This window comes from Acinetobacter sp. 16 (genome assembly GCF_033439925.1).
GTDB lineage: Bacteria > Pseudomonadota > Gammaproteobacteria > Pseudomonadales > Moraxellaceae > Acinetobacter > Acinetobacter junii.
Map to the genome: position 1 here is coordinate 2,603,455 of NZ_CP137746.1, position 25,831 is coordinate 2,629,285.

23 protein-coding genes are annotated in these 25,831 nt (G+C 39.8%); 15 read left to right on the forward strand and 8 right to left on the reverse strand.

Annotation, left to right across the window (positions count from 1 at the left end; translation table 11 throughout):
- The first annotated feature begins 311 nt into the window (after positions 1-311).
- The 7 genes from rpoD to R2H34_RS12615 all read left to right on the forward strand — a co-directional run bounded on the left by rpoD (position 312) and on the right by R2H34_RS12615 (position 7,609).
- Entirely contained in the window at positions 312-2,195 is a 1,884-nt protein-coding gene (gene rpoD / locus R2H34_RS12585) for an RNA polymerase sigma factor RpoD (protein ID WP_042892840.1), read from the forward strand.
- 151 nt (positions 2,196-2,346) lie between these two features.
- A complete protein-coding gene (locus R2H34_RS12590; protein WP_004950773.1) occupies positions 2,347-2,634 on the forward strand; it encodes a YbeD family protein in 288 nt (95 codons plus the stop codon).
- A gap of 129 nt (positions 2,635-2,763) precedes the next feature.
- Positions 2,764-3,510, forward strand: coding sequence for a hypothetical protein (locus R2H34_RS12595; protein ID WP_042892838.1), 747 nt, complete (start codon positions 2,764-2,766; stop codon positions 3,508-3,510).
- On the forward strand, positions 3,497-4,153 hold the full coding sequence (lipB, locus tag R2H34_RS12600; protein WP_004908409.1) for a lipoyl(octanoyl) transferase LipB: 657 nt from the start codon (positions 3,497-3,499) through the stop codon (positions 4,151-4,153). The genes R2H34_RS12595 and lipB overlap by 14 nt, the downstream gene beginning before the upstream one ends.
- 81 nt (positions 4,154-4,234) lie before the next feature.
- Positions 4,235-4,768, forward strand: a complete 534-nt coding sequence (locus R2H34_RS12605) for a hypothetical protein (RefSeq protein WP_004908410.1) — start codon at positions 4,235-4,237, stop codon at positions 4,766-4,768.
- 1 nt (position 4,769) lies between these two features.
- Positions 4,770-5,954, forward strand: coding sequence for an iron-containing alcohol dehydrogenase (locus R2H34_RS12610; RefSeq protein WP_004908412.1), 1,185 nt, complete (start codon positions 4,770-4,772; stop codon positions 5,952-5,954).
- A 251-nt stretch (positions 5,955-6,205) separates the two neighbouring features.
- Positions 6,206-7,609 (forward strand): APC family permease, encoded by a 1,404-nt coding sequence (locus tag R2H34_RS12615; RefSeq protein ID WP_282896647.1) that lies wholly within the window; start codon positions 6,206-6,208, stop codon positions 7,607-7,609.
- Between the two features lie 53 nt (positions 7,610-7,662).
- On the opposite strand, the gene R2H34_RS12620 is transcribed toward R2H34_RS12615, so the two are convergent.
- Positions 7,663-8,217: a flavodoxin family protein gene (locus tag R2H34_RS12620; RefSeq protein ID WP_042892831.1), complete on the reverse strand. Its 555-nt coding sequence runs from the start codon at positions 8,215-8,217 to the stop codon at positions 7,663-7,665.
- A 117-nt stretch (positions 8,218-8,334) separates the two neighbouring features.
- Between R2H34_RS12620 and R2H34_RS12625 the strand changes: the two genes are divergently transcribed.
- Entirely contained in the window at positions 8,335-8,724 is a 390-nt protein-coding gene (locus tag R2H34_RS12625; protein ID WP_042892829.1) for a winged helix-turn-helix transcriptional regulator, read from the forward strand.
- Positions 8,725-8,759: 35 nt separating this feature from the next.
- On the opposite strand, the gene R2H34_RS12630 is transcribed toward R2H34_RS12625, so the two are convergent.
- The 5 genes from R2H34_RS12630 to lolA all read right to left on the reverse strand — a co-directional run bounded on the left by R2H34_RS12630 (position 8,760) and on the right by lolA (position 13,715).
- Complete coding sequence (locus R2H34_RS12630; RefSeq protein ID WP_004908427.1) at positions 8,760-9,233, reverse strand: tRNA (cytidine(34)-2'-O)-methyltransferase; 474 nt, start codon at positions 9,231-9,233, stop codon at positions 8,760-8,762.
- Positions 9,234-9,322: 89 nt separating this feature from the next.
- Positions 9,323-10,696, reverse strand: a complete 1,374-nt coding sequence (gene cysG / locus R2H34_RS12635; RefSeq protein WP_042892826.1) for a siroheme synthase CysG — start codon at positions 10,694-10,696, stop codon at positions 9,323-9,325.
- 70 nt (positions 10,697-10,766) lie between these two features.
- Positions 10,767-12,038 carry a serine--tRNA ligase gene (gene serS, locus R2H34_RS12640; protein ID WP_042892824.1) on the reverse strand — a complete coding sequence of 424 codons (1,272 nt, stop codon included), beginning with the start codon at positions 12,036-12,038 and terminating at the stop codon, positions 10,767-10,769.
- 114 nt (positions 12,039-12,152) lie between these two features.
- Positions 12,153-12,908 (reverse strand): RsiV family protein, encoded by a 756-nt coding sequence (locus tag R2H34_RS12645; protein ID WP_004908432.1) that lies wholly within the window; start codon positions 12,906-12,908, stop codon positions 12,153-12,155.
- Positions 12,909-13,019: 111 nt separating this feature from the next.
- Positions 13,020-13,715, reverse strand: a complete 696-nt coding sequence (lolA, locus tag R2H34_RS12650; RefSeq protein WP_004908434.1) for an outer membrane lipoprotein chaperone LolA — start codon at positions 13,713-13,715, stop codon at positions 13,020-13,022.
- 295 nt (positions 13,716-14,010) lie between these two features.
- Here lolA and R2H34_RS12655 point away from each other — a divergent pair, with 295 nt between their 5' ends.
- Positions 14,011-14,880, forward strand: a complete 870-nt coding sequence (locus tag R2H34_RS12655) for a pirin family protein (protein ID WP_282896649.1) — start codon at positions 14,011-14,013, stop codon at positions 14,878-14,880.
- A 66-nt stretch (positions 14,881-14,946) separates the two neighbouring features.
- Here R2H34_RS12655 and rpmA read toward each other — a convergent pair whose 3' ends face one another.
- Together rpmA and rplU are read right to left on the reverse strand one after the other, a co-directional pair.
- Entirely contained in the window at positions 14,947-15,201 is a 255-nt protein-coding gene (gene rpmA, locus R2H34_RS12660) for a 50S ribosomal protein L27 (RefSeq protein ID WP_004640422.1), read from the reverse strand.
- 18 nt (positions 15,202-15,219) lie between these two features.
- Positions 15,220-15,531 (reverse strand): 50S ribosomal protein L21, encoded by a 312-nt coding sequence (gene rplU, locus R2H34_RS12665; RefSeq protein ID WP_004652230.1) that lies wholly within the window; start codon positions 15,529-15,531, stop codon positions 15,220-15,222.
- Between the two features lie 447 nt (positions 15,532-15,978).
- On the opposite strand from rplU, the gene sdsA reads away from it, so the two are divergent.
- The 6 genes from sdsA to adeK all read left to right on the forward strand — a co-directional run bounded on the left by sdsA (position 15,979) and on the right by adeK (position 25,735).
- Complete coding sequence (gene sdsA / locus R2H34_RS12670) at positions 15,979-16,956, forward strand: All-trans-nonaprenyl-diphosphate synthase (protein ID WP_282896650.1); 978 nt, start codon at positions 15,979-15,981, stop codon at positions 16,954-16,956.
- Positions 16,957-16,970: 14 nt separating this feature from the next.
- Positions 16,971-19,025 carry a site-specific recombinase gene (locus R2H34_RS12675; protein WP_004908444.1) on the forward strand — a complete coding sequence of 685 codons (2,055 nt, stop codon included), beginning with the start codon at positions 16,971-16,973 and terminating at the stop codon, positions 19,023-19,025.
- Positions 19,026-19,177: 152 nt separating this feature from the next.
- The gene (locus tag R2H34_RS12680) at positions 19,178-19,828 is read left to right on the forward strand and encodes a phosphatase PAP2 family protein (protein ID WP_004908447.1); all 651 of its coding nucleotides are present in this window, start codon (positions 19,178-19,180) and stop codon (positions 19,826-19,828) included.
- Complete coding sequence (locus R2H34_RS12685; protein ID WP_282896651.1) at positions 19,815-21,083, forward strand: efflux RND transporter periplasmic adaptor subunit; 1,269 nt, start codon at positions 19,815-19,817, stop codon at positions 21,081-21,083. Before R2H34_RS12680 ends, R2H34_RS12685 begins: the two co-directional genes overlap by 14 nt.
- Positions 21,084-21,095: 12 nt before the next feature.
- On the forward strand, positions 21,096-24,269 hold the full coding sequence (locus R2H34_RS12690) for an efflux RND transporter permease subunit (RefSeq protein ID WP_282896652.1): 3,174 nt from the start codon (positions 21,096-21,098) through the stop codon (positions 24,267-24,269).
- A 5-nt stretch (positions 24,270-24,274) separates the two neighbouring features.
- The gene (gene adeK / locus R2H34_RS12695; RefSeq protein WP_280094915.1) at positions 24,275-25,735 is read left to right on the forward strand and encodes a multidrug efflux RND transporter AdeIJK outer membrane channel subunit AdeK; all 1,461 of its coding nucleotides are present in this window, start codon (positions 24,275-24,277) and stop codon (positions 25,733-25,735) included.
- Positions 25,736-25,831: the final 96 nt, after the last annotated feature.

Below are 25,831 nucleotides of genomic sequence, written 5' to 3' on the forward strand. Positions count from 1 at the left end.
GCTATTTATCTTTCTTCAAATACCTTGTCAAGTTTTATTTAATTTTTTCGCTATAAATCGGTGATTTGTACTTTTTTTCAGCGCTTTTTTTGTGTATTTATAGATGGAGTGCAACAACAATGAAATATAATCACTTTCAATGGACTTGCTGCTTGAAAAAATAATACTCAACCCCATATCCAACAAACCACCGTGAAATCAAACCTATTTTTTTATTTAAGACAAACGGATCAAATCCAAAACATTCGACGTGAATTGTGCTATCATGCACGGTTTTTCACCGCCACAGATTCAACAAAGAGTAAGCAAAGATGAGCGATATGCATTCCCCTACTTCTCAAGTAGCGGCTCTGATTAGCCGAGGCAAAGAACAAGGTTACTTAACTTACGCTGAGGTTAACGATCATCTCCCGGACTCGATTACAGAAAGCGAACAGATTGAAGACATCATTCAGATGCTTCAAGACGTTGGTATTCCTGTGCATGAACGTGCGCCAGAAACTGACGATGCGATGTTTGGCGAATCGACTGAGGCTGCTGATGAAGTTGCAGAAGAAGAAGCTGCTGCAGTATTGGCTTCAGTTGAAAGTGAGCCTGGTCGTACGACTGACCCTGTTCGTATGTATATGCGCGAAATGGGTACAGTTGAACTTCTTACTCGCGAAGGCGAAATCAGTATTGCAAAACGTATAGAAGAAGGTATCCGTGATGTTTTACACTCGATCGCTTACTGGCCAAATGCTGTTGAAGTCGTTTTACAAGAATATAATGATTTTTTAACTGGCGAGCGTCGTCTTGCCGATATTCTTTCTGGCTATTTAGATCCAGAAACAGATGATGAGATTCCAGAAGTACTGGAAGAAGAAGCTGTGCTTGAGGATGCTGAAACTCCAGCAGCACCAGCAAAAGATGTAAAACTCGACGATGATGATGAAGATGAAGAGTCTGAAGGTGATGATGATTCTGAAGGTGATTCAGGTCCTGATCCAGAAGTCGCAAAAGTTCGTTTTACAGAATTAGAATCTGCTTGGAATGACACAAAAGCGATTATTGAAAAACACGGTCGTAGCAGTGAAGAAGCGAAAGCAGCGCTTGAATCTCTAGCAGCTGTGTTCATGATGTTCAAATTTACTCCACGTTTATTTGACATTATTTCAGAAATGATTCGTGGCACACATGATCAAATTCGTGCAAATGAACGTGAGATCATGCGTTATGCTGTACGTCGTGGTCGTATGGATCGCAATCAGTTCCGTACAACGTTCCCAGAGCAAGAATCAAATCCGGCTTGGTTAGATGAACAGATTGCTAAAGCACCTGCTGAAATCAAACCACACCTTGAAAAAGTTCGCCCAGATGTACTTGCATTCCAACAAAAGATTGCTGACATCGAAAAAGAACTAGATCTGAACGTTAAAGAAATTAAAGATATTTCTAAACGTATGGCCGTAGGTGAAGCAAAAGCCCGTCGTGCTAAAAAAGAAATGGTTGAAGCCAACTTACGTTTGGTAATTTCGATTGCGAAAAAATACACGAACCGTGGCTTACAATTCCTTGATCTTATTCAAGAAGGTAACATCGGTTTGATGAAAGCCGTAGATAAGTTTGAATACCGTCGTGGTTATAAATTCTCGACTTATGCTACGTGGTGGATTCGTCAGGCAATTACTCGTTCTATTGCCGATCAAGCCCGTACTATTCGTATCCCAGTACACATGATTGAGACGATCAACAAGATCAACCGTGTATCTCGTCAACTTCTTCAAGAAATGGGTCGCGAACCAACACCTGAAGAATTAGGCGAACGTTTAGAAATGGACGAAGTTAAAGTTCGTAAAGTACTTAAAATCGCCAAAGAACCGATTTCGATGGAAACACCAATCGGTGATGATGAAGATTCGCATCTTGGTGACTTCATTGAGGATTCAAACATCACTTCACCAGTGGATGCTGCGACCTCTGAAGGCTTAAAAGAAGCGACTCGTGAAGTACTTGAAAACTTAACTGAACGTGAAGCAAAAGTTTTGAAGATGCGTTTTGGTATTGATATGCCAACTGACCATACTTTAGAAGAAGTAGGTAAGCAGTTTGATGTAACGCGTGAGCGTATCCGTCAGATTGAAGCGAAAGCGTTACGTAAACTTCGCCATCCTTCTCGTTCTGAACACTTACGTTCATTCTTGGAAAACGACTAATATTGAGTGTGTTTTACTCAAAAATCAAAGCTCTAACAGCGCATTCTGTAGTCTTTGATTTAGGGGTTGAAGTCTAGTGCTTTGTCCCCATTATTGTATTAGATCATAAGCGCCTGCACTGATGCAGGCGTTTCAAATTAAGAGGTTGCTCATGTTAGACCGCACTCCTTCTCGTGAATTGCAAGAACATCTTTGGGTTTTCCCAATGGACTATCCAATCAAATTGATTGGTAATGCAGGGGATGAACTTCGAGTGGCTGTTGTTGATATTTTGCAGAAGCACTTCCCTGAGTTTGATGGTGAAACAGTTACTGTTCAAGCATCTCGCACAGGTAAATATCATTCTTTAACTGCGCAATTACGCTTTGAAGAATTAGAACAAGTTCATGCACTATATGCTGATCTTGCTGCCTGTCCATTAATTAAGACAGCGCTATAATCAAGGAATCCAAAATACGAAAGTGTTTTGGATTTTTTATGTGTGCAAATAAAACCTCTGATCAGTTAAACCATTCATAACACTTCTATATTATTCTTTCTTTTTCGATTTATGATTGCGAAATAGCTGATGAAAACGCAACGAATTTTACTATCATTATTTACGGTATTTATCCCATCTATCAGTGATGCGAAAACAGCAACTTTTTCTTGGCAAAATGAGCTGTGTGAATATAAAGGACTTTATGACACCAATAAATTCACAGTAAAACAATTAAATGAAACGATTAAAATGATGCAATCACGTCATTCAACACAATTAAATAGTAAATCTTATGCCTTTCAGCCAGATGACATTACTAAGATCAATTTAATTGCAATTCAAGAAGAATACAAAACACAGAAGAACGCATTAAATAATCTACACCCCTTGCCTATTAAAGAATTTCAACAACTCAAAAATGATCTTATTCAAAATCTAGATCAGGAATACCAACATAATTATTTGACAGCTCTCGCATTTACACAGCCTACGAAGTTACTCACTTCGACTTTTGCACCACAATGTTTAAACCAAGCCAAGGCTTTAAATGCACAAGATAAGCTATCACTGATTAACAATGCCAAACTTTCTCTGCAACGTGAAAATCAATTAGAGTTAAAATTAGGTAATGATCCACAATTTCTTATGAAACGCAGCAAAGATTTTGATATTAAATTAAAAAGCAAAAACGCAGTTCAATATGCCCAAATTCAACTCATTCGTGAGTGGTCGAATTGTGCAAATCCACATGAAACGACAAACGATCAGTTAGAGCAGATTTTCCGCAAAAAAGTATTTATTCAATCAAAGGAAGTTTATTGTGACGAACCTTGATAAACCATCCTTAATCATTCGATGTTTTCAGGATCTACAAGATTACACGACACGATTTGAAGCGATGAAAGATTTTACAACTCATCGTGATGAAACAACACCTGATGAGCTTTGGCTACTCCAACATCAAGATGTTCTAACTCAAGGACAAGCAGGTAAACCAGAACATATTCTCATGCATACTCAACTTCCTGTTGTGCATACAGATCGTGGTGGTCAAGTGACGTGGCATGGTAAAGGACAATTGGTTGCCTACTTCCTGTTTGATCTTAATCGTTTGAAATGGCATGTCAGAACGTTAGTTAGCTTCGCTGAACAAGCGATGATCGATTTACTCAAGAAATACGAAATCAATGCTTATGCCAAACCAGATGCCCCAGGAGTCTATGTTGATGGACGTAAGATAGGGTCTTTAGGTTTTAAAATTAGAAGAGGAAGGAGTTATCACGGGCTTGCGCTAAATATTGATTGTGATCTAAGTGGTTTTCAAACCATTAATCCTTGTGGATACGCAGGTTTAGAAATGGTACGCTTACAAGACTTGCTTGAAGATTATCCAAATTTCGAGCAGCTCTGTAATGATTTCGTTGAATATTTTAAAAATGCAGATTTGTTTAATGACCTTGAAGTCAAATCTGAATAAATTACTTTTAAAATCTAGAGAAATAAATTAGAGTAAATACTCTAAATTTGCTTTTGCATAATTTTAACAAGGGATACGCAAGTGATTTCGACCAAAGCAGTGAAGCCCACTTTGCAATTTGCCTACGTAAAACTCATGATGGACGTTGTTGGTCGTGGTTTAGTAATGGCAAGCCAAGTGGACAGTGAAGTTCAAGAGGAAGTTTCTAAATTTCCTGTGGGCTTTATACTCTCGATGAATGTTTTTCCTAATGGTCCTGCATTTATCGCTCGGGTAACAGAAGAAAAACAATTAGAGCTATTACCAAATTACAAAGGTAAGCCTGATTTAACCATTACATTTAAGCATCTGACTCATGCCTTCTTAGTTTTTTCTTTCCAAGAAAGCACAGCTCAAGCCTTTGCAAATGACCGAATGATTGCGGATGGTGATGTATCAAGTGCGATTCGCCTTGTCCGTTGCTTAAATAAAATGGAAGCACTGATCTTACCTAAGTTAATTGCTTCACTCGCAGTAAAACGCTACCCAGCCGAATTGACATTAAAAGAAAAATTCACGGGTGCTAAAAATATTTACCTGAAAGTCGCTAAATCATATTTCCAACGGAGTGCTTAACATGGCTAAGCCTTATTACGAATTTTTCTGCCCTGTAAAAGTAATTGCTGGTAATGCTGCGTTAGAGCATATCCCTTTTGAACTTGCAACTTTAGGTGCAAAACGCCCAATGATCATTACTGACAAGGGTGTTCGCGCAAATGGCTTATTAAATCCAATTGAAGCTGCTTTCAGCACAACTGATGCTGTTATTGGTGCAATTTTTGATGATGTACCACCAGATTCAAGCTTAGAAGTTGTTCGCTTAGCAGCAGAACTTTATCGCAAACAAAAATGTGATGCGATTATTGCAATTGGTGGTGGTTCAGTTATTGATACCTCTAAAGCAACTAACATTCTGGTATCTGAGGGTGGTAATGATTTACTACAGTACTCAGGTGCACATAACCTATCAAAACCATTGAAACCGTTCTTCGTGATTCCAACCACATCTGGCACGGGTTCAGAAGTAACAATGGTTGCTGTTGTTTCTGACTTAGAAAAGAACGTAAAAATCCCATTTACGTCATATTATCTAATGCCACATGCTGCGATCCTTGATCCACGTATGACTCAGACCTTACCACCGCATCTTACAGCTATGACTGCAATGGATGCGATGACTCATGCTGTTGAAGCCTATACGTGTTTGGCTGCTAACCCTTTAAGTGATGCTTATGCAAGTGCTGCTATCAAAAAAATCAGCGAAAACTTGTTTAAAGTTCTAGATAATCCTAGTGAACCACAAGGTCGTTTAGAGCTTGCACAAGCATCAACAATGGCTGGTATTGCGTTCTCGAACTCAATGGTTGGTTTAGTTCACTCTTTAGGTCATGCTTTAGGTGCAGTAGCTCATCTGCCTCACGGTCTATGTATGAACTTGTTCTTACCATATGTGCTTGAATACAATAAAGAAGTAAATGGCAATAAGATTGGTGAATTATTGCTTCCGTTAGCAGGCGCTGACATTTATGCTCAAACCCCTGCAAATCAACGTGCAGATAAAGCGATTGCTACAATCCTAACGATGCGTGATCGTTTATTCAGCTTAACTAAGTTACCTCGCAATTTGCGTGAAACTGGTAAAGTCACTGAAGCTCAACTTGATGATGTTGCAGAAAAAGCGTTGAATGATGGTTCAATCATTTTCAATCCAAAAGAAGCAAGCTTAAAAGATCTACGAGCCATCTTGCAGAAAGCTTGGTAATCAATTGATTTAAATCATAAATCATGCAGAAATAGCCCTGATCATATAAAGTGATCGGGGCTTTTAAAATTTAGGTGAACTTTTATTCATCTTTTTTTCTCCACAATTGGCAAAAAAATTGCTAAAAAAAGCATAAAAGTACTGACAATGAATACCAATTTAGGATAGATTGGCGGACTTCTTTTTTCTGTAGGGGGGATCATTTCGTCTCAAATGATCCTTAAACCATAGCTGATCCTTGATCAACGATTATGAGGATAACGCCGTTGACAAATATCTCTGGGACTCAATCGGCAGCTAAACTGCAAAAAACGCTAGGTCTCTGGCACATTATCATTATTGGTTTAGCTTATATTCAACCTATGACTTTGTTTGACACTTTTGGTCTAGTATCAGAAGAAAGTCATCATCATGTTCCTACCTCATACATAGTGGCCTTAATTGCAATTTTGTTCACATCTTTGAGCTATGGCCACATGATTCGCCGCTATCCATCGTCTGGTTCGGCATATACCTACGCGCAAAAATCCATTCATCCCAATGTTGGTTTTATGGTAGGTTGGTCATCTTGGTTAGATTATTTACTCTCACCAATGGTCAATATCATCCTTGCAGTGATTTATCTTGAAGCATTATTTCCAAGTGTAAATCATTGGGTTTGGGTTATTGTTTTGACTGCGTTCATGACTGGCGTAAACTTACGTGGCGCCAAGTTTGTTGCTAATTTCAACAGCATGATTGTTTTAGTCCAGCTGATTGTAATTGCTGTATTTACCTATTTAGTTTATAGCAAATTACAGATGGGACTTAACGCAGAAGGACCAATAACAGCAGAAACTCGCTATCAGCTTTGGAGTCTTGAACCATTTTGGAACGAGTTAACCTCAGTTGGCGCATTAATTACTGGTGCAACCTTACTTTGTTTCTCGTTTACAGGGTTTGACTCTTTAAGTTCACTTGCAGAAGAAACCAAAGATACCGAAAAAACGCTTCCAAAAGCTATTTTCTTGACTGCTCTATTTGCAGGGATCGTGTTTATCATCAGCACATATTTCATGCAAATTTACTTTCCAAATGATCCTAAAACTTACTTCCAAGATGTCGCAGCAACACAGCCTGACATTTTACTCCTAGTTGGTGGCTCATTGTTCCAATCTTATGTTCTTGCTTTTGCAATCGTGACAGTAATGGCATCTGGTATTTCTGCACATGCAGGGGTATCGCGGTTGATGTATGTGATGGGTCGTGATGGCGTGATTAATAAAAAAATCTTTGGTCATATTAGTCCAAAGAACTTTACACCGTCATACAACATCATGATCGTAGGTGCAGTCGCGCTATGTGCTGGATTTATGAACCTTGATACCGTTATTTCATTGATCAGCTTTGGTGCTTTAACTGCATTCACGTTTGTCAATTTATCGGTTATTTCTCGTTATGCATTACGTGATGGGCGAACTAAAAATCTTAAAGATATTTTAAACTTCGTTGTGATTCCTTTAATGGGATTCATCAGTATCTTTGCATTGTGGCTAGAAATTGAAGATACCTCACTAAAATATGGCTTATGGTGGGCTATGTTTGGTGTTTTATATTTAGGCTATAAAACCAAAGGCTTTAAATATAATGCCCCTCAACACAATGAACACGAATAAAATCATCTAAATCTAAAAAGGCGCTAAATGCGCCTTTTTATTAACTCAAAAACTTAGCTATGCAGTTTTTCAACAATTGATTTAACACGTTCCGCATACAGCTTCGCTGTTTCTAAGTCCCCTATTGCAATCTCATCTACACTCGCATCAGAAGGTGATTGAACCAGTAAACCAACAGAACCGCCTAAATTATTCACATCTTCGCGTTTTGCGGCTTTGGTATTGGCTGGAAGTAAACCTAAACTCACCCAAATACCACCATGCTGAGAAGCTAAGGTTTGTAATTGAATCAACGTCACTTGTTTATCACCATTTAAACTCGCACTGTTTGTAAATCCTGCAAAAACTTTATCTTGCCAACCACGTGTGAACCATACCTTTGAGGAAGCATCAGCAAATTTCTTAAATTGCCAAGGTGCTGTTCCCATGTATGTTGGCGCGCCAAATACAATCGCTTGGGCATCATTTAACGTTTGCCAATCTTGTTCTGTAATTTCACCATTCTGATCAATTTCAATTAATGTAGCATCAATCGGTTGTGCAAAAGTTTGTGCAATTACTTTGGTGTGACCATAACCAGAGAAATATACAACTGCAATTTTTGTCATGAGATGATCCAAAATTTTTAAAAAGTTCAATTTAATAATATATTTTAGAAACTAGGTGTCAATTAGTTACCAATCGGTAACTAGGTGTGCTAAATGAATAAATTGAGGGTTAAAAACATGAATCAGGCATTAAAATATAATATTTATCAACAACATTGCCCTGCTCGATTATTTTTTGAAAAAATTGCAGATAAATGGGTTTTACTGATTATCAATGTCCTCGCAGACGAAACTCAGCACTTCAATCTTTTAAAGAAAAATATTCAAGGTATTTCACCTAAAGTACTGTCTCAAAAACTAAAAATGCTAGAGCGAGATGGTTTTATCCAAAGACAAGTCCAAAATACCTCTCCAATACGTGTTGATTATTCATTAACATCGTTAGGACATGAAGTTGCCAAAATGGCATTTCAGTTAAAAGATTGGGCTGAAACTAATATTGAAAAAGTGATATCGGCTCAACAAAAATTTGATTCAAGCCCTAAACAAGAAAACGACTTAAAGTAGATCACTTTAAGTCGTTTTAGCACTTGAGCAATAAATTAAACTAAAGCTTTAAATCCTTGTTGACGCCAAGCTTCATAGACAATAACAGCAGTTGCATTAGATAGATTTAAACTTCTTGAGTTTTCAGCCATTGGTAATCTTATCCACTGCTCTTGTGGGAACATCATTCGGACATGCTCAGGTAAACCTCTAGTTTCAGGTCCCATCAATAAAGCAACTGGACGATTAAGATCAACTGTATGTGGTGTCGCACTGCCCTTGGTCGTCAGTGGAAAGACATGCTCAACACCTTTAGATTTGAGATCAGCAAGACACAACTCAATATTGTCCCATATCAACATTCTTGCCCATTCATGATAGTCCAAACCTGCGCGCTTCAATTTTTTATCATCTAGCTCAAAACCTAAAGGTTTGACTAAATGTAGCTGAGCACCTGTATTAGCGCATAAACGAATGATATTACCTGTATTTGCTGGAATCTCAGGTTCGTATAGGACCACATGAATCACAAATTTTCTCTACTTTTCATAATCCCTCCTAGTCACCCTTTGAAAAAGAGAGGAACTCACTCTCTTTTTAAAGTGGGATTAGGAGAGATTTATTGCCATTTTAACTGTTCCCGTAGGCTCACAACTTCACCAATAATCGTTAAAGTCGGTGCTACGATATGATGTTCAGATACCTTTGTTGCAATATCAGCCAAAGTTCCAACAACAACTTTTTGTTCAGGCGTTGTACCTTTAGAAATCAATGCAACAGGCATCGTTGGACGTTGACCATGTGCAATCAGTTGTTCACAAATGCGTTCTAATCCGACCAAGCCCATGTACAGAACTAAAGTTTGGTTTTCATAGACCAATTCACTCCAAGGCAACTCTGGTGAACCTTCTTTTAAATGTCCTGTTAGAAACCGCACACTTTGCGCATAATCACGATGTGTTAACGGAATCCCTGCATAAGCGGAGCAACCTGAAGCCGCGGTAATTCCTGGAACCACTTGGAATGTCACATTGGCTTCCACCAATTCTTGAATCTCTTCACCACCACGCCCAAAAATAAATGGATCACCACCCTTTAGACGGCAAACACGCTTACCTTGTTGTGCATATTCAACCAACAAAGCATTAATGCCTTCTTGCGGAACAGAATGATTTGAACGTGCTTTACCCACATAAATTTTTTCGGCATCACGACGACACAAATCTAAAATCGGACCTGAAACCAAACGATCATAGATCACAACATCAGCTTGTTGCATCAAACGCAACGCTTTGAGTGTCAATAACTCTGGGTCACCTGGTCCCGCACCAACGAGATACACTTCACCTTTAGGTGCAGACCATTCAGTTAGAGCTTGCTGGATCAGTTGATTTGCAAGCTCAAGATTGTCATTGAAAACTTGTTCTTTTAGAGGACTTGCATATAAATTTTCCCAAAAGATACGTCGCTCATCTGGGTTAGAAATTTTTTCTTTAACTTGCTTACGCCATTGTCCAGAAAACTCAGCGAGTTTACCCATCCCGTACGGCACAATAGTTTCAATCTGTGTACGCAATTGTCGAGACAATACTGGCGATGCCCCATTAGACGCAACAGAAATCACTAAAGGTGAACGATCAATGATTGCAGGTACCATGAAACGGCAATTAGGTATGTCATCGACACTATTGACTAAAATATTGCGCTGCTCACAATGATCAAATACGGCTTTATTTACATCTGCTTGGTCTGTCGCAGCAATCACTAAGCGATAACGAGTATCAAGTACAGATTCTGAGAAGCTTTCTTGGATATACTGACCCGTTGATTTCTCAACTAAAATCATTAAATCAGGTTCAATCTCAGGTGCAACCACATCAATGATTGCACCTGCTTTGACCAATAAACTTGCTTTACGATAGGCAATACGCCCACCGCCTACAATCAGACAACGTTGCTGTTGCAACTTTAAAGAGATTGGAAATATTTCCACATCTAGCCTCTTCTATATTTTCTATCTGATTGGACTAAAGCAAAAACTATGCACAAAATCGATGCATGTTTTAATCAATGAAGCTTACGCCGCCCATATATGGACGTAAAACTTCTGGAATCTCGATTGAACCATCTGCACGTTGATAATTTTCCATTACCGCAAGCAAGGTACGACCCACCGCAAGACCTGAGCCATTCAATGTATGCACCAATTCGATCTTCTTCTGATCTACACGATAACGTGCTTTCATACGACGCGCTTGGAAATCACCCATGTTTGAACAACTAGAGATTTCACGATAGGTATTTTGGCTTGGTACCCACACTTCGAGGTCATAAGTCTTAGTTGCGCCAAAGCCCATATCACCACCGCAGAGCAAAATCTTACGGTATGGCAAACCAAGTGCCTGTAAAATGCCCTCTGCATGTGCAGTTAATTCTTCAAGTGCCTGCATAGAGTGCTCAGGCTTAACGATTTGCACCATTTCGACCTTATCGAATTGATGCTGACGAATTAAACCACGGGTATCACGACCATAAGAACCAGCCTCACTACGGAAACATGGTGTATGTGCAGCATATTTTAACGGTAAACGATCTGCATCGATGATTTCATCGCGCACAAAGTTAGTAATCGGCACTTCGGCAGTAGGAATCAGGTAGTATTCCTTTTCACCTTGAAGCTTGAATAAATCCTCTTCAAACTTAGGTAATTGTCCTGTACCACGTAAAGAATCTGCATTTACTAAGTAAGGTACATAAGCTTCGGTATAACCATTTTTAAGCGTATGTGTATCTAGCATGAATTGAGTCAGGGCACGTTGCAAACGAGCCAATGGACCTTTCAACACGCTGAAGCGAGAACCTGTTAGTTTTGTTGCAGTCTCAAATTCAAGACCACCCATCCATTCACCGAGATCAGTGTGATCTTTAATTTCAAAATCAAACTGGCGTGGTGTACCCCATTTCAAGATTTCTAAATTGTCACTTTCATCTTTACCTTCAGGTACAGATTCATCAGGCAGGTTTGGAATCGCCAGTGATTTTTGTTCTAACTCAGTTTGAAGTTCTGCCAAAGCAACTTCAGCAGCTTTGATTTCGTCACCAATGGCAGACATACGTGCCATGATTTCGGAAGCATCTCCACCAGACTTTTTGATTTGACCAACTTGTTTAGCACCCGCATTGCGTTCAGCTTGTAAATTCTCAGCTTTTGACTGCAATTCTTTACGGCGAACTTCTAAATCAGCCCATTCTTGCGCATTAAGCTGAACACCACGTTTTGCTAAAGCAGCGTTTACTGCTTCAATATTATTTCTGAGTAATTTTGGGTCAATCATAATCAATCATGAATAGAGAAAAAACTGGCTATAGTGTAAGGCTTTAACCCAAAAAAATACAGCGATAGACAACAAAGACTCAGCACCTACACATGTTGAGATGCTGAAAATCAATTAATTTGGTTCTTTTGGTAAACTTGGTAAATATTCAGCTTTAATAAACTGTTTCGCTGCATAATAGGGCAACGTTAACTCACTCATTCCTTCAGCATAAGATGCAAGCTCATATAAAGGATAGACAAAAACAATACCATTCACTCCGTAGTAATAATTGTCACTGAGCTGTAAATCTTGTTTTTTAATATTATGATCTTCTAACCAGTTCTGATTAGACGCATATAGTTCATCACGCAGTTTGGTATTCATCTCAGGTTTAATCAATTCACTGACAGTGATATGTTTTTTATTAGAAAGATCAAAATTCACAAACTCTTGATGTGACATACCATGTGCTGCGCCCGCAGAATATGAATACGACTGAATCGCAAATGTCGCTAAATTATAATTTTGTCCTATAAAACGAACGTATGTACTACTCTCACTCAATGAAGGTTCATCAGCAGGAACTTTAACTTTCTGATCAGGAAGATTAGCAAAAGCATTCGGCTCAGCTTTTTTCATACGATTGACAAAATATTCATCGATCCATTTTTGATTGGTTTCGACGGTTTGCAAATCATAATTGGTACAACCATCCTCCAAACAAACTTTTTGCTTGGGAAGCTTAACTGGAATTACTTTTGCTTGAATTAATGGTATGTCTAATTTTGCAGTTTCTTTGGATGATTCTTGTTTAGGTTGGCATCCGACTAAAGCAACAACTATAAGAATTGGAATAAGTTTTGATAATTGTGAAGTATTCATCGTCATGCAAGTCTCTGATGTTTTTCTTCACTATACAAAGCCTTGTAAGGATATAAAATTTAAAAATGTATCCTTCAGACAAGAAAAAGCCGCAAATATGCGGCTTTTTTTAACTGATTACTGATCAATAATATCTGTACCTTTAGGCGGTGCAAAATTAAAGACTGATGCAGGGATCTTTGGATTGACTTTAATGTTACTGAATCGAACATAAGTCGTTTGACCTAAAGAATCCTGTAAAATCATCAGGTTTGGTGCTTTATTTGCGCCAAAACTAATGGTCATGCTTTGGAAAGCACTGTCTTCTTGTTTTGGATATAAAGTGTAATAAAGTTTAGTGCGGTCAGGCTGCGTCACACGATAAGACTGCATGATCTGATTAGTATTGCCCGATAACAATAATGCTGGTGTATTGGCAATTTGATCATCTAAACTCTGACGAACAGCTTGTTGTAAATCTGGATCATAAATCCAAACAAGCTTACCTGTGGTCACAATGGTCTGCTTCGCTGGGCTAGTCGTTTCCCAATAAAACTTTCCAGGACGTTCTACTTTCATTGTACCTTTGAAAGTTTGATTCATATGTTGTGCAGTTAAGCTTTTATTTTTGCTCGGCTTACTGTTCGTAACTTTTGTAGTTTGTTCAAAATCTGCTGTTAAACGTTGCAAGCCAGATAACTGCTTCACCAAACTTGAGGTTGCTTGCTGAGCAGATGCTGCTGTTGGTGCAGCAGATAACTGTGTACTCACAACTGGAGCCAGTGTCATTGCACCAATTGTTGCAGCATATGCCATTTTTTTTACGAAATTCATAAAATGAACCTTCTATCAGATTTCTACTGTTATGACGACATCTTACTGTTTTTGATCATTAAAAAAATGAAGAAAAGCACAGGTTTTGTGTATTTCGTGTCGCAAAGTTCAGCATTATGTATGAAGATGCGGTCTTTATGTAGAAATTGTAAGGATGCAAATCCACAATTTGACAAGATTTTAAAATCAATCATCTAGCTAAATTTTTTGATATAGGAATTATTAATAAAGAATAGACTAGACCTGAATCAACTTTTTGATAGTCTTACTAGAATTTATAAAATAAGCATAAACTATGAAAAGTCTTGCATTCATCCATCGAAATGACACTCGATTCGCTATTGGTGACTTTTACCCTGCACTTTCAGTATTCTCTTACCATGAACTTGGTAATACAACATCACCCTTTCTACTGCTTGATCATTTAGGACCAGGAAAACTCGAACCTAAAAGCAAAAAGAAAGGCGTAAATGAACATCCACATCGCGGTTTTGAAACCGTGACCTTTGTATTTGCAGGTGAATTACAACATAAGGACTCCACAGGTGGCGGTGGCTTGATCAAACGAGGTGATGTTCAGTGGATGACTGCTGCCTCAGGAATACAGCACATTGAACAGTTTAGTTCCGAGTTTCGTGAAAGTGGTGGTCCATTTGAAATGGTACAACTCTGGGTAAATTTACCAGCCAAAGACAAAATGTCTGCTCCTCGCTATCAAAGTTTATTAAATGAAGATATCCCTAAAATTATTCTCGATGATCAAGCTAGCTATATTCGCGTAGTTGCTGGTGAGATAAATCAAACAACTGGAATCGCAAAAACATTTACTGCGATGAATGTCTTTGACATACATCTTGTGAAAGACCAACAAATTACATTACCTGCTGCCGAGGGTACGACAACCTTGATCTATTTGCGTAAAGGTAAAGTACAGTTTTCTTCTGATGAAGAATCTCTCGAAGAACAAGCGATGGCTATCATGTCGAGCTTAGGAACTGGCGTTCAAATCAACGCTCTAGAAAACTGTGATTTATTATTTTTATCAGCACAACCCTTAAACGAGCCAATTAATGGACAAGGGCCTTTCGTCATGAATAGTTATGATGAAATTTTACAGGCTTATGATGATATTAAGACAGGAAAATTCGGACACTATTCTAATTAGACACCTTATAAAATGTATACCGATAAAAAAACCCGCTAAAAGCGGGTTTTTCTGAACTATTAAAACTTACGCTTCAACAGTTACATAGCGACGGCCAAATTGACCTTTCACTTCAAATTTTACTACGCCGTCAGCAGTAGCAAATAAAGTATGGTCACGACCCATACCAACATTTGCACCAGCGTGGAACTCTGTACCACGTTGACGAACGATGATGTTACCAGCAGTTACAGTTTGACCACCGTAAACTTTAACACCTAACATCTTAGGATTCGAATCACGACCGTTCTTCGTCGATCCACCGGCTTTTTTAGTTGCCATGTCTATTTACTCCTCGTGTTAGCCTGCGATACCAGTAATTTTCAACTCGGTAAACCATTGACGGTGACCTTGTTGCTTACGGTAGTGTTTACGACGACGCATTTTGATGATGCGGATTTTGTCGTGACGACCATGGCCAACTACTTCTGCAGTTACTTTTGCGCCAGCTACAACTGGAGCACCGATTTGAATGTTGTCACCGTTTACAACCATTAACACGTCATCAAACGTGATAGTTGCGCCAGTTTCAGCTTTCAATAATTCTACTTTAAGGGTTTCACCCTCAACAACACGGTGCTGTTTACCACCGCTTTGGATTACTGCGTACATATGTACTCCAACATGCCCGTGTCGTCGTGTCGATAAAGGGATATATCGATCTTAAAACGAACGCCACTGGGGTTATATAGGGGGACAAATTTTAAGTGAAATTTGATCAAACAACAAGTCATTTTATACAAATGCAAATAGATTCAATCAATTTTTAGATTTTCTAATAAAATCAATTAGATTGAAGTTCTACAGTTTTGATTGATTCTTTCTGTGATTTGCAATACATTTTTAAAAACAAATTGCGACAATAACAAACTGTGTTTTTACAAAGTCATAAGTAAAGTAATGATGTTTGGTGGGCAAGCTCTTTTTTCTGTCTAAATTAAGACCAAAAAACTCATCATAATGTTTTAAATGACGGATTACACAGCCTGTATAACTGTTTAGCAACAGATTAATTGATACACTTAGCGCACTACCCACCTATACGAGGTTTTTCTTCATATGGTTATCGATTTTAAGCAAGACGTTCTTTCCCCTGTTGCGACAGATTTTGCTGCGATGGATTACCTGATCAATGAAGGAATTAGCTCTAAAGTTGGCTTAGTCATGTCTGTAAGCAAACACGTCGTAGAAGCTGGCGGGAAGCGTATGCGTCCAATCATGTGCTTACTGGCTGCAAAAGCTTGTGGATTAGCAAATATGCAGCAAGCACAACATTTAGCTGCCATCATTGAAATGCTTCATACCGCAACTTTAGTGCATGATGATGTAGTCGATGAATCAAACCTCCGCCGTGGTCGCCCAACAGCAAATGCAACGTGGAACAATCAAACTGCTGTTTTGGTGGGTGATTTCTTAATAGCACGTTCATTTGATCTATTGGTTGATTTAAATAACATCACACTATTAAAAGATTTCTCTACGGGCACATGTGAAATTGCTGAAGGTGAGGTTTTACAACTTCAATCTCAGCATCAACCTGAAACAACCGAAGAAACATATTTGCGCATTATTCATGGTAAAACATCTCGTTTGTTTGAACTTGCTACTGAAGGTGCAGCTATTTTGGCAGGTACAGAAGAGTACCGTGAACCTCTTCGTCGCTTCGCTGGTCATTTTGGAAATGCCTTTCAAATTATTGATGATATTTTGGATTACACATCTGATGCTGAAACATTAGGTAAAAATATTGGTGATGATTTGATGGAAGGTAAACCTACTTTACCGTTAATTTCAGCATTTGCTCATTCGACGGGTGAAGAACATGAGATTATTCGTCGTAGTATCGCCACTGGTGGTATCGAGCATCTAGATAAAGTTATTCAAATCGTGCATAACTCGGGCGCAATCGAATATTGCCAAAAGCGTGCCCAACAAGAAACGGATGGCGCATTAGAGGCTTTAAAAGCCTTACCTGATAATGAATATCGACAAGCACTGATCAATTTGACCTTAATGGCCTTACACCGACTCCAATGATGTTCTAATTGCCTATGCATTTAAATTTATCTGATTTATTTTTAAAAATGCAGGAACAGCTTGAACTACCTCAAGCTGCTCTTGACGAAAACCTAATTATTGAACTGGTCAATCGTATACGACCAGCTGATCCTAACGATGCCAATGAAGTAAAATCACGTATTGATGCATTGGTTAGGATTTTATTACTCACTCCTGCATCCTCCATTTTGCTTCAAAACTTTTTATTGCGTCTGATTAGCCAATATAAACAAATTAGCTTGTATGCCGACAGTGGGATTCTCTCTTTGGATGGCTTTTGGAACCAGTTAAGCCAACGATTAGGCGCTCATTTTCTTCCTTTAATTGAAGATGGTCAGCAACTCAGAACATTAGTGGGTAAAGTTTTTCACCAAGAAACTGATAGCGATTGGTTAGCTTTAATTGATACGCAAGATTGGATTCGTTTATTTAGCCTAATCAGTGAAAGTCATAGCAATAGTAAAGAAAAACTCTATTCTAAAAATGAATTAATAAAAGCGATTACTGTTCTTTCATATCGAATCAGTGGCATTGGCTTATATCCTGAGTTTATTAATGCCTTACCTGACATTATTGAATACGAATCTCCTTTTCTGGTTCAAAACCGAGAAATTGTCGAATTTATTGAGAAGTATAAAAAGCAGATCGAAGATCAAGATAGCATTGTAGTTCTCCCGCCTCCTGATGCATCACAAGCATTTGTTATGCTGGATCAATGTCGCGAAGTTGTACTCAAAATCCGCAGAGCAACCAAGCGTATTGGTGTAAGTATCAGTTTGACTTATTTACTCTCGCTTTTGGAACAAGCGCTTGATCGAATTGAATTATTGCTTAGTTTATTGGTCAGCAAAAATGAAATTCGATACCGATCATTGGGTGAGTTAATCACAGATCTAACTCAAGCGAATTATGATGAAAAAAGTGTGCGTCACTTACTGAGTTCTACCAGTGAGTTAATTGCGTTACAGGTTACTGAGAATGCAAGTAAGACAGGCGAACATTATGTAAGTACTGACAAAGCTGGCTTTTGGGGAATGTATAAGGCTGCTGCGGGTGCAGGTGCAATTATTGCGACCATGGCAACCTTAAAAATACTGACAGCGCGTTTGGTCTTGGCCCCATTTGGACATGCATTTCTATATAGCATGAACTATGCGTTGGGTTTTATGCTGATTCATGTGCTGCATTTCACAGTTGCAACTAAACAACCAGCAATGACAGCTGCTGCTCTCGCAGCAACAGTGCAACATCAAAAAGGTAGTAAAACAGCACAAATTGCTGAACTCGCAGCTTTAATTATTAATATTATTCGTACTCAATTTGTGGCTATCCTCGGCAATATTTCGATTGCGATTCCAGTAGCTGCACTTATTACTTTCTTATGGCAATACAACTTACATGAACCTTTGCTTTCACCTGTTAAAGCAAGTAAAACACTGCACTCCTTAAATCCATTCACTTCTTTGGCCGTTCCACATGCAGCAATTGCTGGTGTGTGCTTATTTTTATCAGGTTTACTTGCAGGATATTTCGATAACCTAGCCGTATATCGAAAGGTAGGTCCTCGTTTAAAACAGCATCTTCGTTTGAAACGTTTAATGGGACAAGAAAGACTGGATAAGTTTGCTAATTATATCGAAACCAACTTAGGTGCTTTAGCTGGTAACTTCTTGTTCGGTATCATGCTTGGAAGTATGGGAACCATTGGTTTTATTCTAGGCTTACCACTAGATATTCGTCACATTGCCTTTGCATCTGCAAATTTTATACAAGGCTTAATGACTATTAGTGGATCACCTGATATTGGTCTAATCCTTGTATCGTTTCTTGGTGTCATGCTTATTGGTTTAACCAACCTATTTGTTAGCTTTACTCTGACTATTATTGTTGCTTTGCGCGCTCGTCGAGTACGTTTCGCACAATGGAAACCATTGGCAAAATTGGTACTCACCCACTTCTTAACACGACCAAGTGATTTCTTTTGGCCACCAAAACAACCAATCGAAGTAGATGATGATGCATCAAGTGAACAAAAAGTGAGACATTAATCAATTTTTGTTATGTTTTTTTACTGAACCTTAAAAAAATCTGAAAATGAAATTATCATAAAATTTCAAGACTTGACCAAAAGTGTACTCGAAAGTACACTTTCAAACATTATATAACCCTGAACAATGGTTAAGCAAATAATGAGGTTCGCATGCCGTACCTACTGCTTTGTATTGGTTGCATTTTTTTGATAATCGGTGTGATTGGGCTGTTTTCTCCAAGCATATCAAATTTAGACCTTAGAGGTGTTCAAATGCTATTTGAACACCGTTCGTTTGCGCTTAACCACGTAGCCGTTCTGTTTTCTCGCCTAGGAGGCATGCCCTTTTTACTGGTTTTAACGTCGTTTTTTTGTATCCATCAAATTCGAAAGAAAAACTATAAAAAGGTCATATTTGTCGCCCTGAGCGTGATCGGTAGCATTGTGATTGGTTGGCTTCTGAAATGGGGCATTGATCGACCAAGACCATTGGCGTTTTATCATTTAGTTCAAAGTTATGGAGCATCCTTCCCAAGTGCCCATAGCCTGTATGCTGCAACCCTATCGAGTTTAGTTCTGTTGCTATCACAACAGCACAAATATCGTTCCAGTATCGTTTTAGTATCTGTTTTATGGTTAATAATCATGGGGATATCTAGAGTTTATGCAGGGGTTCATTACCCAACTGATGTATTGGCTGGTTGGGGTATTGGGTTGATTTTGACTTCGTTGCTTTGGTTTTGGCTGTATCAAAGCAATTTCAGCAACAATTTGTTTTTAGATAAAAAATCTAAATTGAGGTGGAACAATGATGTCGGCTAAGCTTTGGGCACCTGCCCTCACTGCTTGCGCATTAGCAACAAGCATTGCGCTTGTTGGTTGTAGCAAAGATCCTAAAGATGAACAGCAAGCTGCTGCTGCTCAAAAAATGCCGCCTCCAGAAGTTGGTGTTATCGTTGCTCAACCACAAAGTGTTGAACAAAATGTTGAACTTTCTGGGCGCACTTCTGCGTATCAAATATCAGAAGTTCGTCCACAAACGGGAGGCGTTATTTTAAAGCGTTTATTTGCTGAAGGCAGTTATGTCGAAGCAGGTCAAGCGCTTTATCAAATAGATGCTAATACCAACCGTGCAACTGCTGACAATGCTCGTGCAGCTTTATTGCGTCAGCAAGCTAATTTAAATGCATTGCGTGTGAAAGAAAATCGTTATCGCCAATTGGTTGGTACTAACGCCGTTTCTAAACAAGAATATGATGATATTAATGCTCAAGTAAAATTGGCTGAAGCTGATGTAGCTGCAGCTCAGGCAGCATTGAAAAATGCTGAAATTACTTTAGGTTATTCAACTGTTCGCGCACCAATCTCAGGGCAATCTAGTCGTTCTTCGGTAACTTCTGGTGCTTTAGTTACTGCAAACCAAGCAGATCCGTTGGTGACAATCCAACAACTTGATCCAATCTATGTAGATATCAATCAATCAAGTGCTGAAATGCTCCGTTTACGTCAGCAGTTGAGTAAAGGTAGTTTAGATAGTAGTAATAATACGCGCGTCAAACTCACACTTGAAGATGGTTCAGATTATCCTATCGAAGGACAACTCGCATTCTCTGGTGCGAGTGTTAACCCTGAAACAGGATCAGTCACTTTACGTGCCGTTTTCCCAAATCCAAATCACTTGTTATTACCTGGTATGTTTGCCACTGCGCAAATTGTGCAAGGTGTGATTCCTAACGCAATATTGATTCCACAAGCTGCGATTAGCCGCACCCCAACAGGTCAGGCAATGGCGATGATTGTGAATGCTAAAGGTATCGTTGAACAGCGTCCTGTGACCACTGTCGGTACGCAAGGCAGCAACTGGATTGTGACTGAAGGTCTGCAAACTGGCGATAAAGTGATCGTAGAAGGTGTTGCTAAAGTAAAACCTGATCAGCAAGTGGTTGCTAAGCCATATCAACCGCAAGGCGCTGCTCCGCAAGCCGCACCTGCCGCACCAGCAAAATCGGGTGATGCAAAACAAGCACCAGCATCAGAAGCTCAAGCGACTGAACAAAAAGCTACTTCACAAGCTTAAGGGGTAGATTGCATGGCTCAATTTTTTATCCATCGCCCAATTTTTGCATGGGTGATTGCGTTGGTGATTATGCTGGCGGGTATTCTCACCCTCACCAAAATGCCAGTTGCGCAATACCCAACGATTGCACCGCCTACGGTGACAATTTCTGCAACATATCCAGGTGCTTCAGCTCAGACTGTTGAGAATACGGTTACTCAAATCATTGAACAGCAAATGAATGGTTTGGATGGTTTGCGTTATATCTCTTCAAACAGTGCGGGTAATGGTCAAGCATCGATCAACTTAAACTTCGAACAAGGTGTCGATCCAGATATCGCCCAAGTACAAGTTCAAAACAAACTGCAATCAGCAACAGCACTGTTACCTGCTGACGTACAACGTCAAGGTGTAAGAGTGACCAAGTCTGGTGCAAGCTTCTTGCAAGTTATTGCATTTTATTCGCCAGATAACAGCCTTTCTGCTTCTGACATTAAAGATTATGTGAACTCAAATATTTCTGAGCCACTGAGTCGTGTGGCAGGTGTAGGTGAACTCCAAGTATTTGGTGGTTCATATGCAATGCGTATCTGGTTAGATCCAGCAAAGCTGACTAGCTTTAACTTGACGCCAAATGATGTTGCAACTGCTATTCGTGCACAAAACTCGCAAGTTGCGGTGGGTCAGCTCGGTGGTGCGCCATCAACTGCAGGCCAAGTTCTTAACGCAACGGTAAATGCACAAACCATGTTGCAAACCCCTGAACAGTTTAAAAACATCTTCCTGAAAAATACCTCAGGTGGTGCACAAGTTCGTTTGGGTGATGTTGCACGTGTCGAACTCGGTTCAGATAACTATCAATTTGACTCAAAGTTCAACGGTAAGCCTGCAGGCGGTGTCGCGATTAAACTTGCGACGGGTGCAAATGCGCTAGATACTGCTGCTGCTGTGGAAGAACGTCTCAAGCAATTACGTCCTAACTACCCTGAGGGTTTAAAGGATGAATTGGCCTTTGATACCACGCCATTTATTGAACTTTCGATTAAGAGCGTTGTTAAAACCTTAATTGAAGCGATCATTTTGGTCTTTATTGTGATGTTCCTGTTCTTACAGAATTGGCGTGCCACCATTATTCCAACTATGGCCGTGCCTGTGGTGGTACTGGGTACTTTTGCCGTAATCAATATGTTTGGCTTCTCAATCAACACCCTCACCATGTTTGCAATGGTGCTTGCGATTGGTCTGTTGGTCGATGATGCGATTGTAGTCGTCGAGAACGTCGAACGTGTTATGCAAGAAGAACACCTTGAACCTGTACCTGCTACTGAAAAGTCGATGGGTCAAATTTCTGGTGCTTTGATTGGTATCACTAGTGTATTAACGGCGGTATTCGTACCAATGGCCTTCTTCGGGGGGACAACTGGTGTAATTTACCGTCAATTCTCTATCACTTTAGTAACGGCAATGATTTTATCTTTGATCGTTGCGTTAACGTTTACCCCTGCCCTTTGTGCAACGTTATTAAAACAACACGATCCAAACAAAGAACAAAGCAACAGTATCTTTGCGCGTTTCTTCCGTGGTTTTAATAGTGGGTTCGAAAAACTTTCAGAGAAATATCAAGGTGGTGTCAACCGTATGACCCATCATAAGTTATTCTCTGGGGTACTTTATATTGTTGTGATTGCCGCTTTGGTTGGCATTTATAAAGTTTTGCCATCTTCATTCTTACCAGAAGAAGACCAAGGTGTGGTGATGACACTGGTTCAGTTACCACCGAGCGCGAGCTTGGAACGAACCGACAAAGTCATCGATACCATGACAGGCTATTTCTTGAATAAGGAAAAAGAGCATGTAGAGTCGATCTTTACTGTGTCTGGCTTCTCATTCACAGGGGTGGGTCAAAACGCGGGTCTTGCCTTTATTAAATTAAAAGACTGGAGTGAGCGTACGACACCAGAATCACAAATCGGTGCCATCATTCAACGTGGTATGGCATTGAACATGATTGTCAAGGATGCGTCTTACATCATGCCATTGCAGTTACCCGCAATGCCTGAATTGGGTGTCGCTTCTGGTTTCGATATCCAGTTAAAAGATGCCAGCGGTCAAGGGCATGAAAAACTCATTGCTGCTCGTAATGCGATTTTAGGTATGGCATCACAAGACAAACGTCTTGCGGGTGTACGTCCAAATGGTCAAGAGGATACACCACAGTACCAGATCACCATTGATCAAGCGCAAGCAGGTGCAATGGGTGTCAGTATCGCGGATATTAACAGCACCATGGGCATTGCCTGGGGTGGTTCATACATCAATGACTTCATTGATCGTGGACGCGTGAAAAAAGTCTATGTGCAGGGTGAAGCCAATGCCCGTATGATGCCTGAAGACCTCAACCAGTGGTATGTACGTAACAACAAAGGCGAAATGGTTCCGTTCTCTGCATTTGCAACTGGCAAATGGACCTATGGTTCACCACGTCTTGAACGTTATAACGGTGTATCATCCGTCAACATTCAGGGTACGCCTGCACCGGGTGTCAGCTCTGGTGATGCAATGTTGGCAATGGAAGAAATCATTGGTAAGTTACCATCGATGGGCTTACAAGGTTTCGACTATGAATGGACAGGTTTATCTTTAGAAGAACGTGATTCTGGTAGCCAAACAGCACCTCTTCTTGTTCTTTCATTATTAATCGTATTCCTGTGTCTTGCTGCACTCTATGAAAGCTGGTCTGTACCTGTTTCGGTATTGCTGGTTGTACCTTTAGGTATCGTCGGTGCATTTGCCTTGACATGGTTAGGTATGCTGATTAAAGGTGATCCAAACTTATCCTTTAACATTTATTTCCAAGTCGCAATCGTAGCCGTGATTGGTCTTTCTGCAAGAAATGCGATCTTGATCGTAGAGTTTGCAAAAGAGCTGCAAGAAAAAGGCGAAGAGTTATTTGAAGCAACCCTGCATGCATCCAAAATGCGTCTACGTCCAATTATCATGACTACACTGTCGTTCGGCTTTGGTGTTTTGCCATTGGCGCTTGCAAGCGGTGCGGGTGCGGGTAGCCAGCACTCAGTCGGTTATGGTGTATTGGGTGGTGTGATCTCCTCAACACTTTTAGGTATCTTCTTCATCCCTGTATTCTTCGTGTGGATTCGTAGTATCTTTAAGTACAAACCTAAAACTTTAAATACTCAGGAGCATTGATCGTGATGCAAACTGTTTGGTCTATTTCCAGTCGTGGCATTGCAATCTCTGCACTCGCGCTGTCTTTGGCTGCCTGCCAAAGCATGCGTGGGCCAGAGCCTGTTGTGAACACAGCGATTCCTGAAAGCTTTGCGTCATATAGTAATGCTTCTGGAACTTCTATCGCAGAACAAGGCTACAAAGACTTCTTTGCTGACCCTCGTTTATTACAAGTGATTGATATGTCACTTGCCAATAACCGTGACTTGCGTACAGCGGCGTTGAATATTCAAAAAGCGCAACAGCAGTACCAAATTTCAGAAAACAACCAATTACCAACGATTGGGGCAAGTGGTAGTGCGGTTCGCCAAGTCACGCCATCACGTGATCCAAACAACCCCTACTCGACTTACCAAGTTGGCTTAGGTTTAACGGCTTACGAGTTAGATTTCTGGGGTCGAGTTCGTAGCTTAAAAGACGCTGCTTTAGATAGTTATCTTGCGACACAAAGTTCACGTGATGCGACTCAGATCAGCTTAATTGGTCAAGTGACACAAGCATGGTTGAATTATTCATTCGCCAGTGCACAACTCAAACTTGCAGAGCAAACGCTCAAAGCACAGCAAGAGTCATTTAACTTGAACAAAAAGCGTTTCGATGTCGGAATTGATAGTGAAATTCCTGTGCGTCAAGCTCAGATTTCAGTTGAAACTGCACGTAACGATGTAGCTAACTACAAAACCCAGATTGCACAAGCTCAAAACTTGTTGAATTTATTGGTCGGTCAACCAGTTCCTGAAAACCTGTTACCAAAACAACAAGTCGCTCGTATCACGCAAAAGAATGTGTTGACTGCAGGCTTACCAAGTGACTTGTTGAATAATCGTCCTGACGTCAAAATGGCTGAGTATCAACTGAGTGCTGCGGGTGCAAATATAGGTGCTGCGAAAGCACGACTATTCCCAACGATTAGTTTGACGGGTTCAGCAGGTTATGCATCAACAGATTTAAGTGATTTGTTTAAATCTGGCAACGCACTTTGGTCAATTGGTCCGAGCATCGATATGCCAATCTTTGATTGGGGTACACGTCGTGCGAATGTCAAAATTTCTGAAACAGATCAGAAGATTGCCCTTTCAAATTATGAAAAGTCAGTCCAATCTGCATTCCGTGAAGTGAATGATGCTTTAGCAACTCGTGCCAATATTGGTGATCGTTTGAGTGCTCAACGCCGCTTAGTTGATGCCACCAACACCACTTATAAACTATCAAATGCTCGTTTCCGTGCTGGTATTGATAGCTACTTAACAGTGTTAGATGCTCAGCGTTCAGCATATTCAGCAGAACAAGGCTTATTATTATTGCAACAAGCTGATTTAAATAATCAGGTTGAGCTTTATAAAACCTTAGGTGGTGGACTTAAAGTGTCTTCAACTGAGACGATTGCACGCCAACCATCTAGCGCTGAAAAAAATAGCGCTCAATAAAAAAAAACTTTGTCATAAAAAAGCTCACTTCGGTGAGCTTTTTTATTGCATGCATGCGGAATATTTCTTATCTTCAATACTGAAATATTAAAGACT

What these genes read in the sequence shown, in the direction of transcription:
- R2H34_RS12645 (WP_004908432.1), bottom strand. Translation starts at nt 12,908, where the DNA reads ATGACGATGAATACTTCACAATTATCAAAACTTATTCCAATTCTTATA.
- R2H34_RS12675 (WP_004908444.1), top strand. Translation starts at nt 16,971, where the DNA reads ATGCATTTAAATTTATCTGATTTATTTTTAAAAATGCAGGAACAGCTT.
- R2H34_RS12620 (WP_042892831.1), bottom strand. Translation starts at nt 8,217, where the DNA reads ATGACAAAAATTGCAGTTGTATATTTCTCTGGTTATGGTCACACCAAA.
- serS (WP_042892824.1), bottom strand. Translation starts at nt 12,038, where the DNA reads ATGATTGACCCAAAATTACTCAGAAATAATATTGAAGCAGTAAACGCT.
- R2H34_RS12610 (WP_004908412.1), top strand. Translation starts at nt 4,770, where the DNA reads ATGGCTAAGCCTTATTACGAATTTTTCTGCCCTGTAAAAGTAATTGCT.
- R2H34_RS12615 (WP_282896647.1), top strand. Translation starts at nt 6,206, where the DNA reads ATGAGGATAACGCCGTTGACAAATATCTCTGGGACTCAATCGGCAGCT.
- sdsA (WP_282896650.1), top strand. Translation starts at nt 15,979, where the DNA reads ATGGTTATCGATTTTAAGCAAGACGTTCTTTCCCCTGTTGCGACAGAT.
- R2H34_RS12685 (WP_282896651.1), top strand. Translation starts at nt 19,815, where the DNA reads ATGATGTCGGCTAAGCTTTGGGCACCTGCCCTCACTGCTTGCGCATTA.
- adeK (WP_280094915.1), top strand. Translation starts at nt 24,275, where the DNA reads ATGCAAACTGTTTGGTCTATTTCCAGTCGTGGCATTGCAATCTCTGCA.
- lolA (WP_004908434.1), bottom strand. Translation starts at nt 13,715, where the DNA reads ATGAATTTCGTAAAAAAAATGGCATATGCTGCAACAATTGGTGCAATG.
- R2H34_RS12690 (WP_282896652.1), top strand. Translation starts at nt 21,096, where the DNA reads ATGGCTCAATTTTTTATCCATCGCCCAATTTTTGCATGGGTGATTGCG.
- rplU (WP_004652230.1), bottom strand. Translation starts at nt 15,531, where the DNA reads ATGTACGCAGTAATCCAAAGCGGTGGTAAACAGCACCGTGTTGTTGAG.
- R2H34_RS12680 (WP_004908447.1), top strand. Translation starts at nt 19,178, where the DNA reads ATGCCGTACCTACTGCTTTGTATTGGTTGCATTTTTTTGATAATCGGT.
- rpmA (WP_004640422.1), bottom strand. Translation starts at nt 15,201, where the DNA reads ATGGCAACTAAAAAAGCCGGTGGATCGACGAAGAACGGTCGTGATTCG.
- R2H34_RS12590 (WP_004950773.1), top strand. Translation starts at nt 2,347, where the DNA reads ATGTTAGACCGCACTCCTTCTCGTGAATTGCAAGAACATCTTTGGGTT.
- R2H34_RS12625 (WP_042892829.1), top strand. Translation starts at nt 8,335, where the DNA reads ATGAATCAGGCATTAAAATATAATATTTATCAACAACATTGCCCTGCT.
- rpoD (WP_042892840.1), top strand. Translation starts at nt 312, where the DNA reads ATGAGCGATATGCATTCCCCTACTTCTCAAGTAGCGGCTCTGATTAGC.
- R2H34_RS12595 (WP_042892838.1), top strand. Translation starts at nt 2,764, where the DNA reads ATGAAAACGCAACGAATTTTACTATCATTATTTACGGTATTTATCCCA.
- R2H34_RS12655 (WP_282896649.1), top strand. Translation starts at nt 14,011, where the DNA reads ATGAAAAGTCTTGCATTCATCCATCGAAATGACACTCGATTCGCTATT.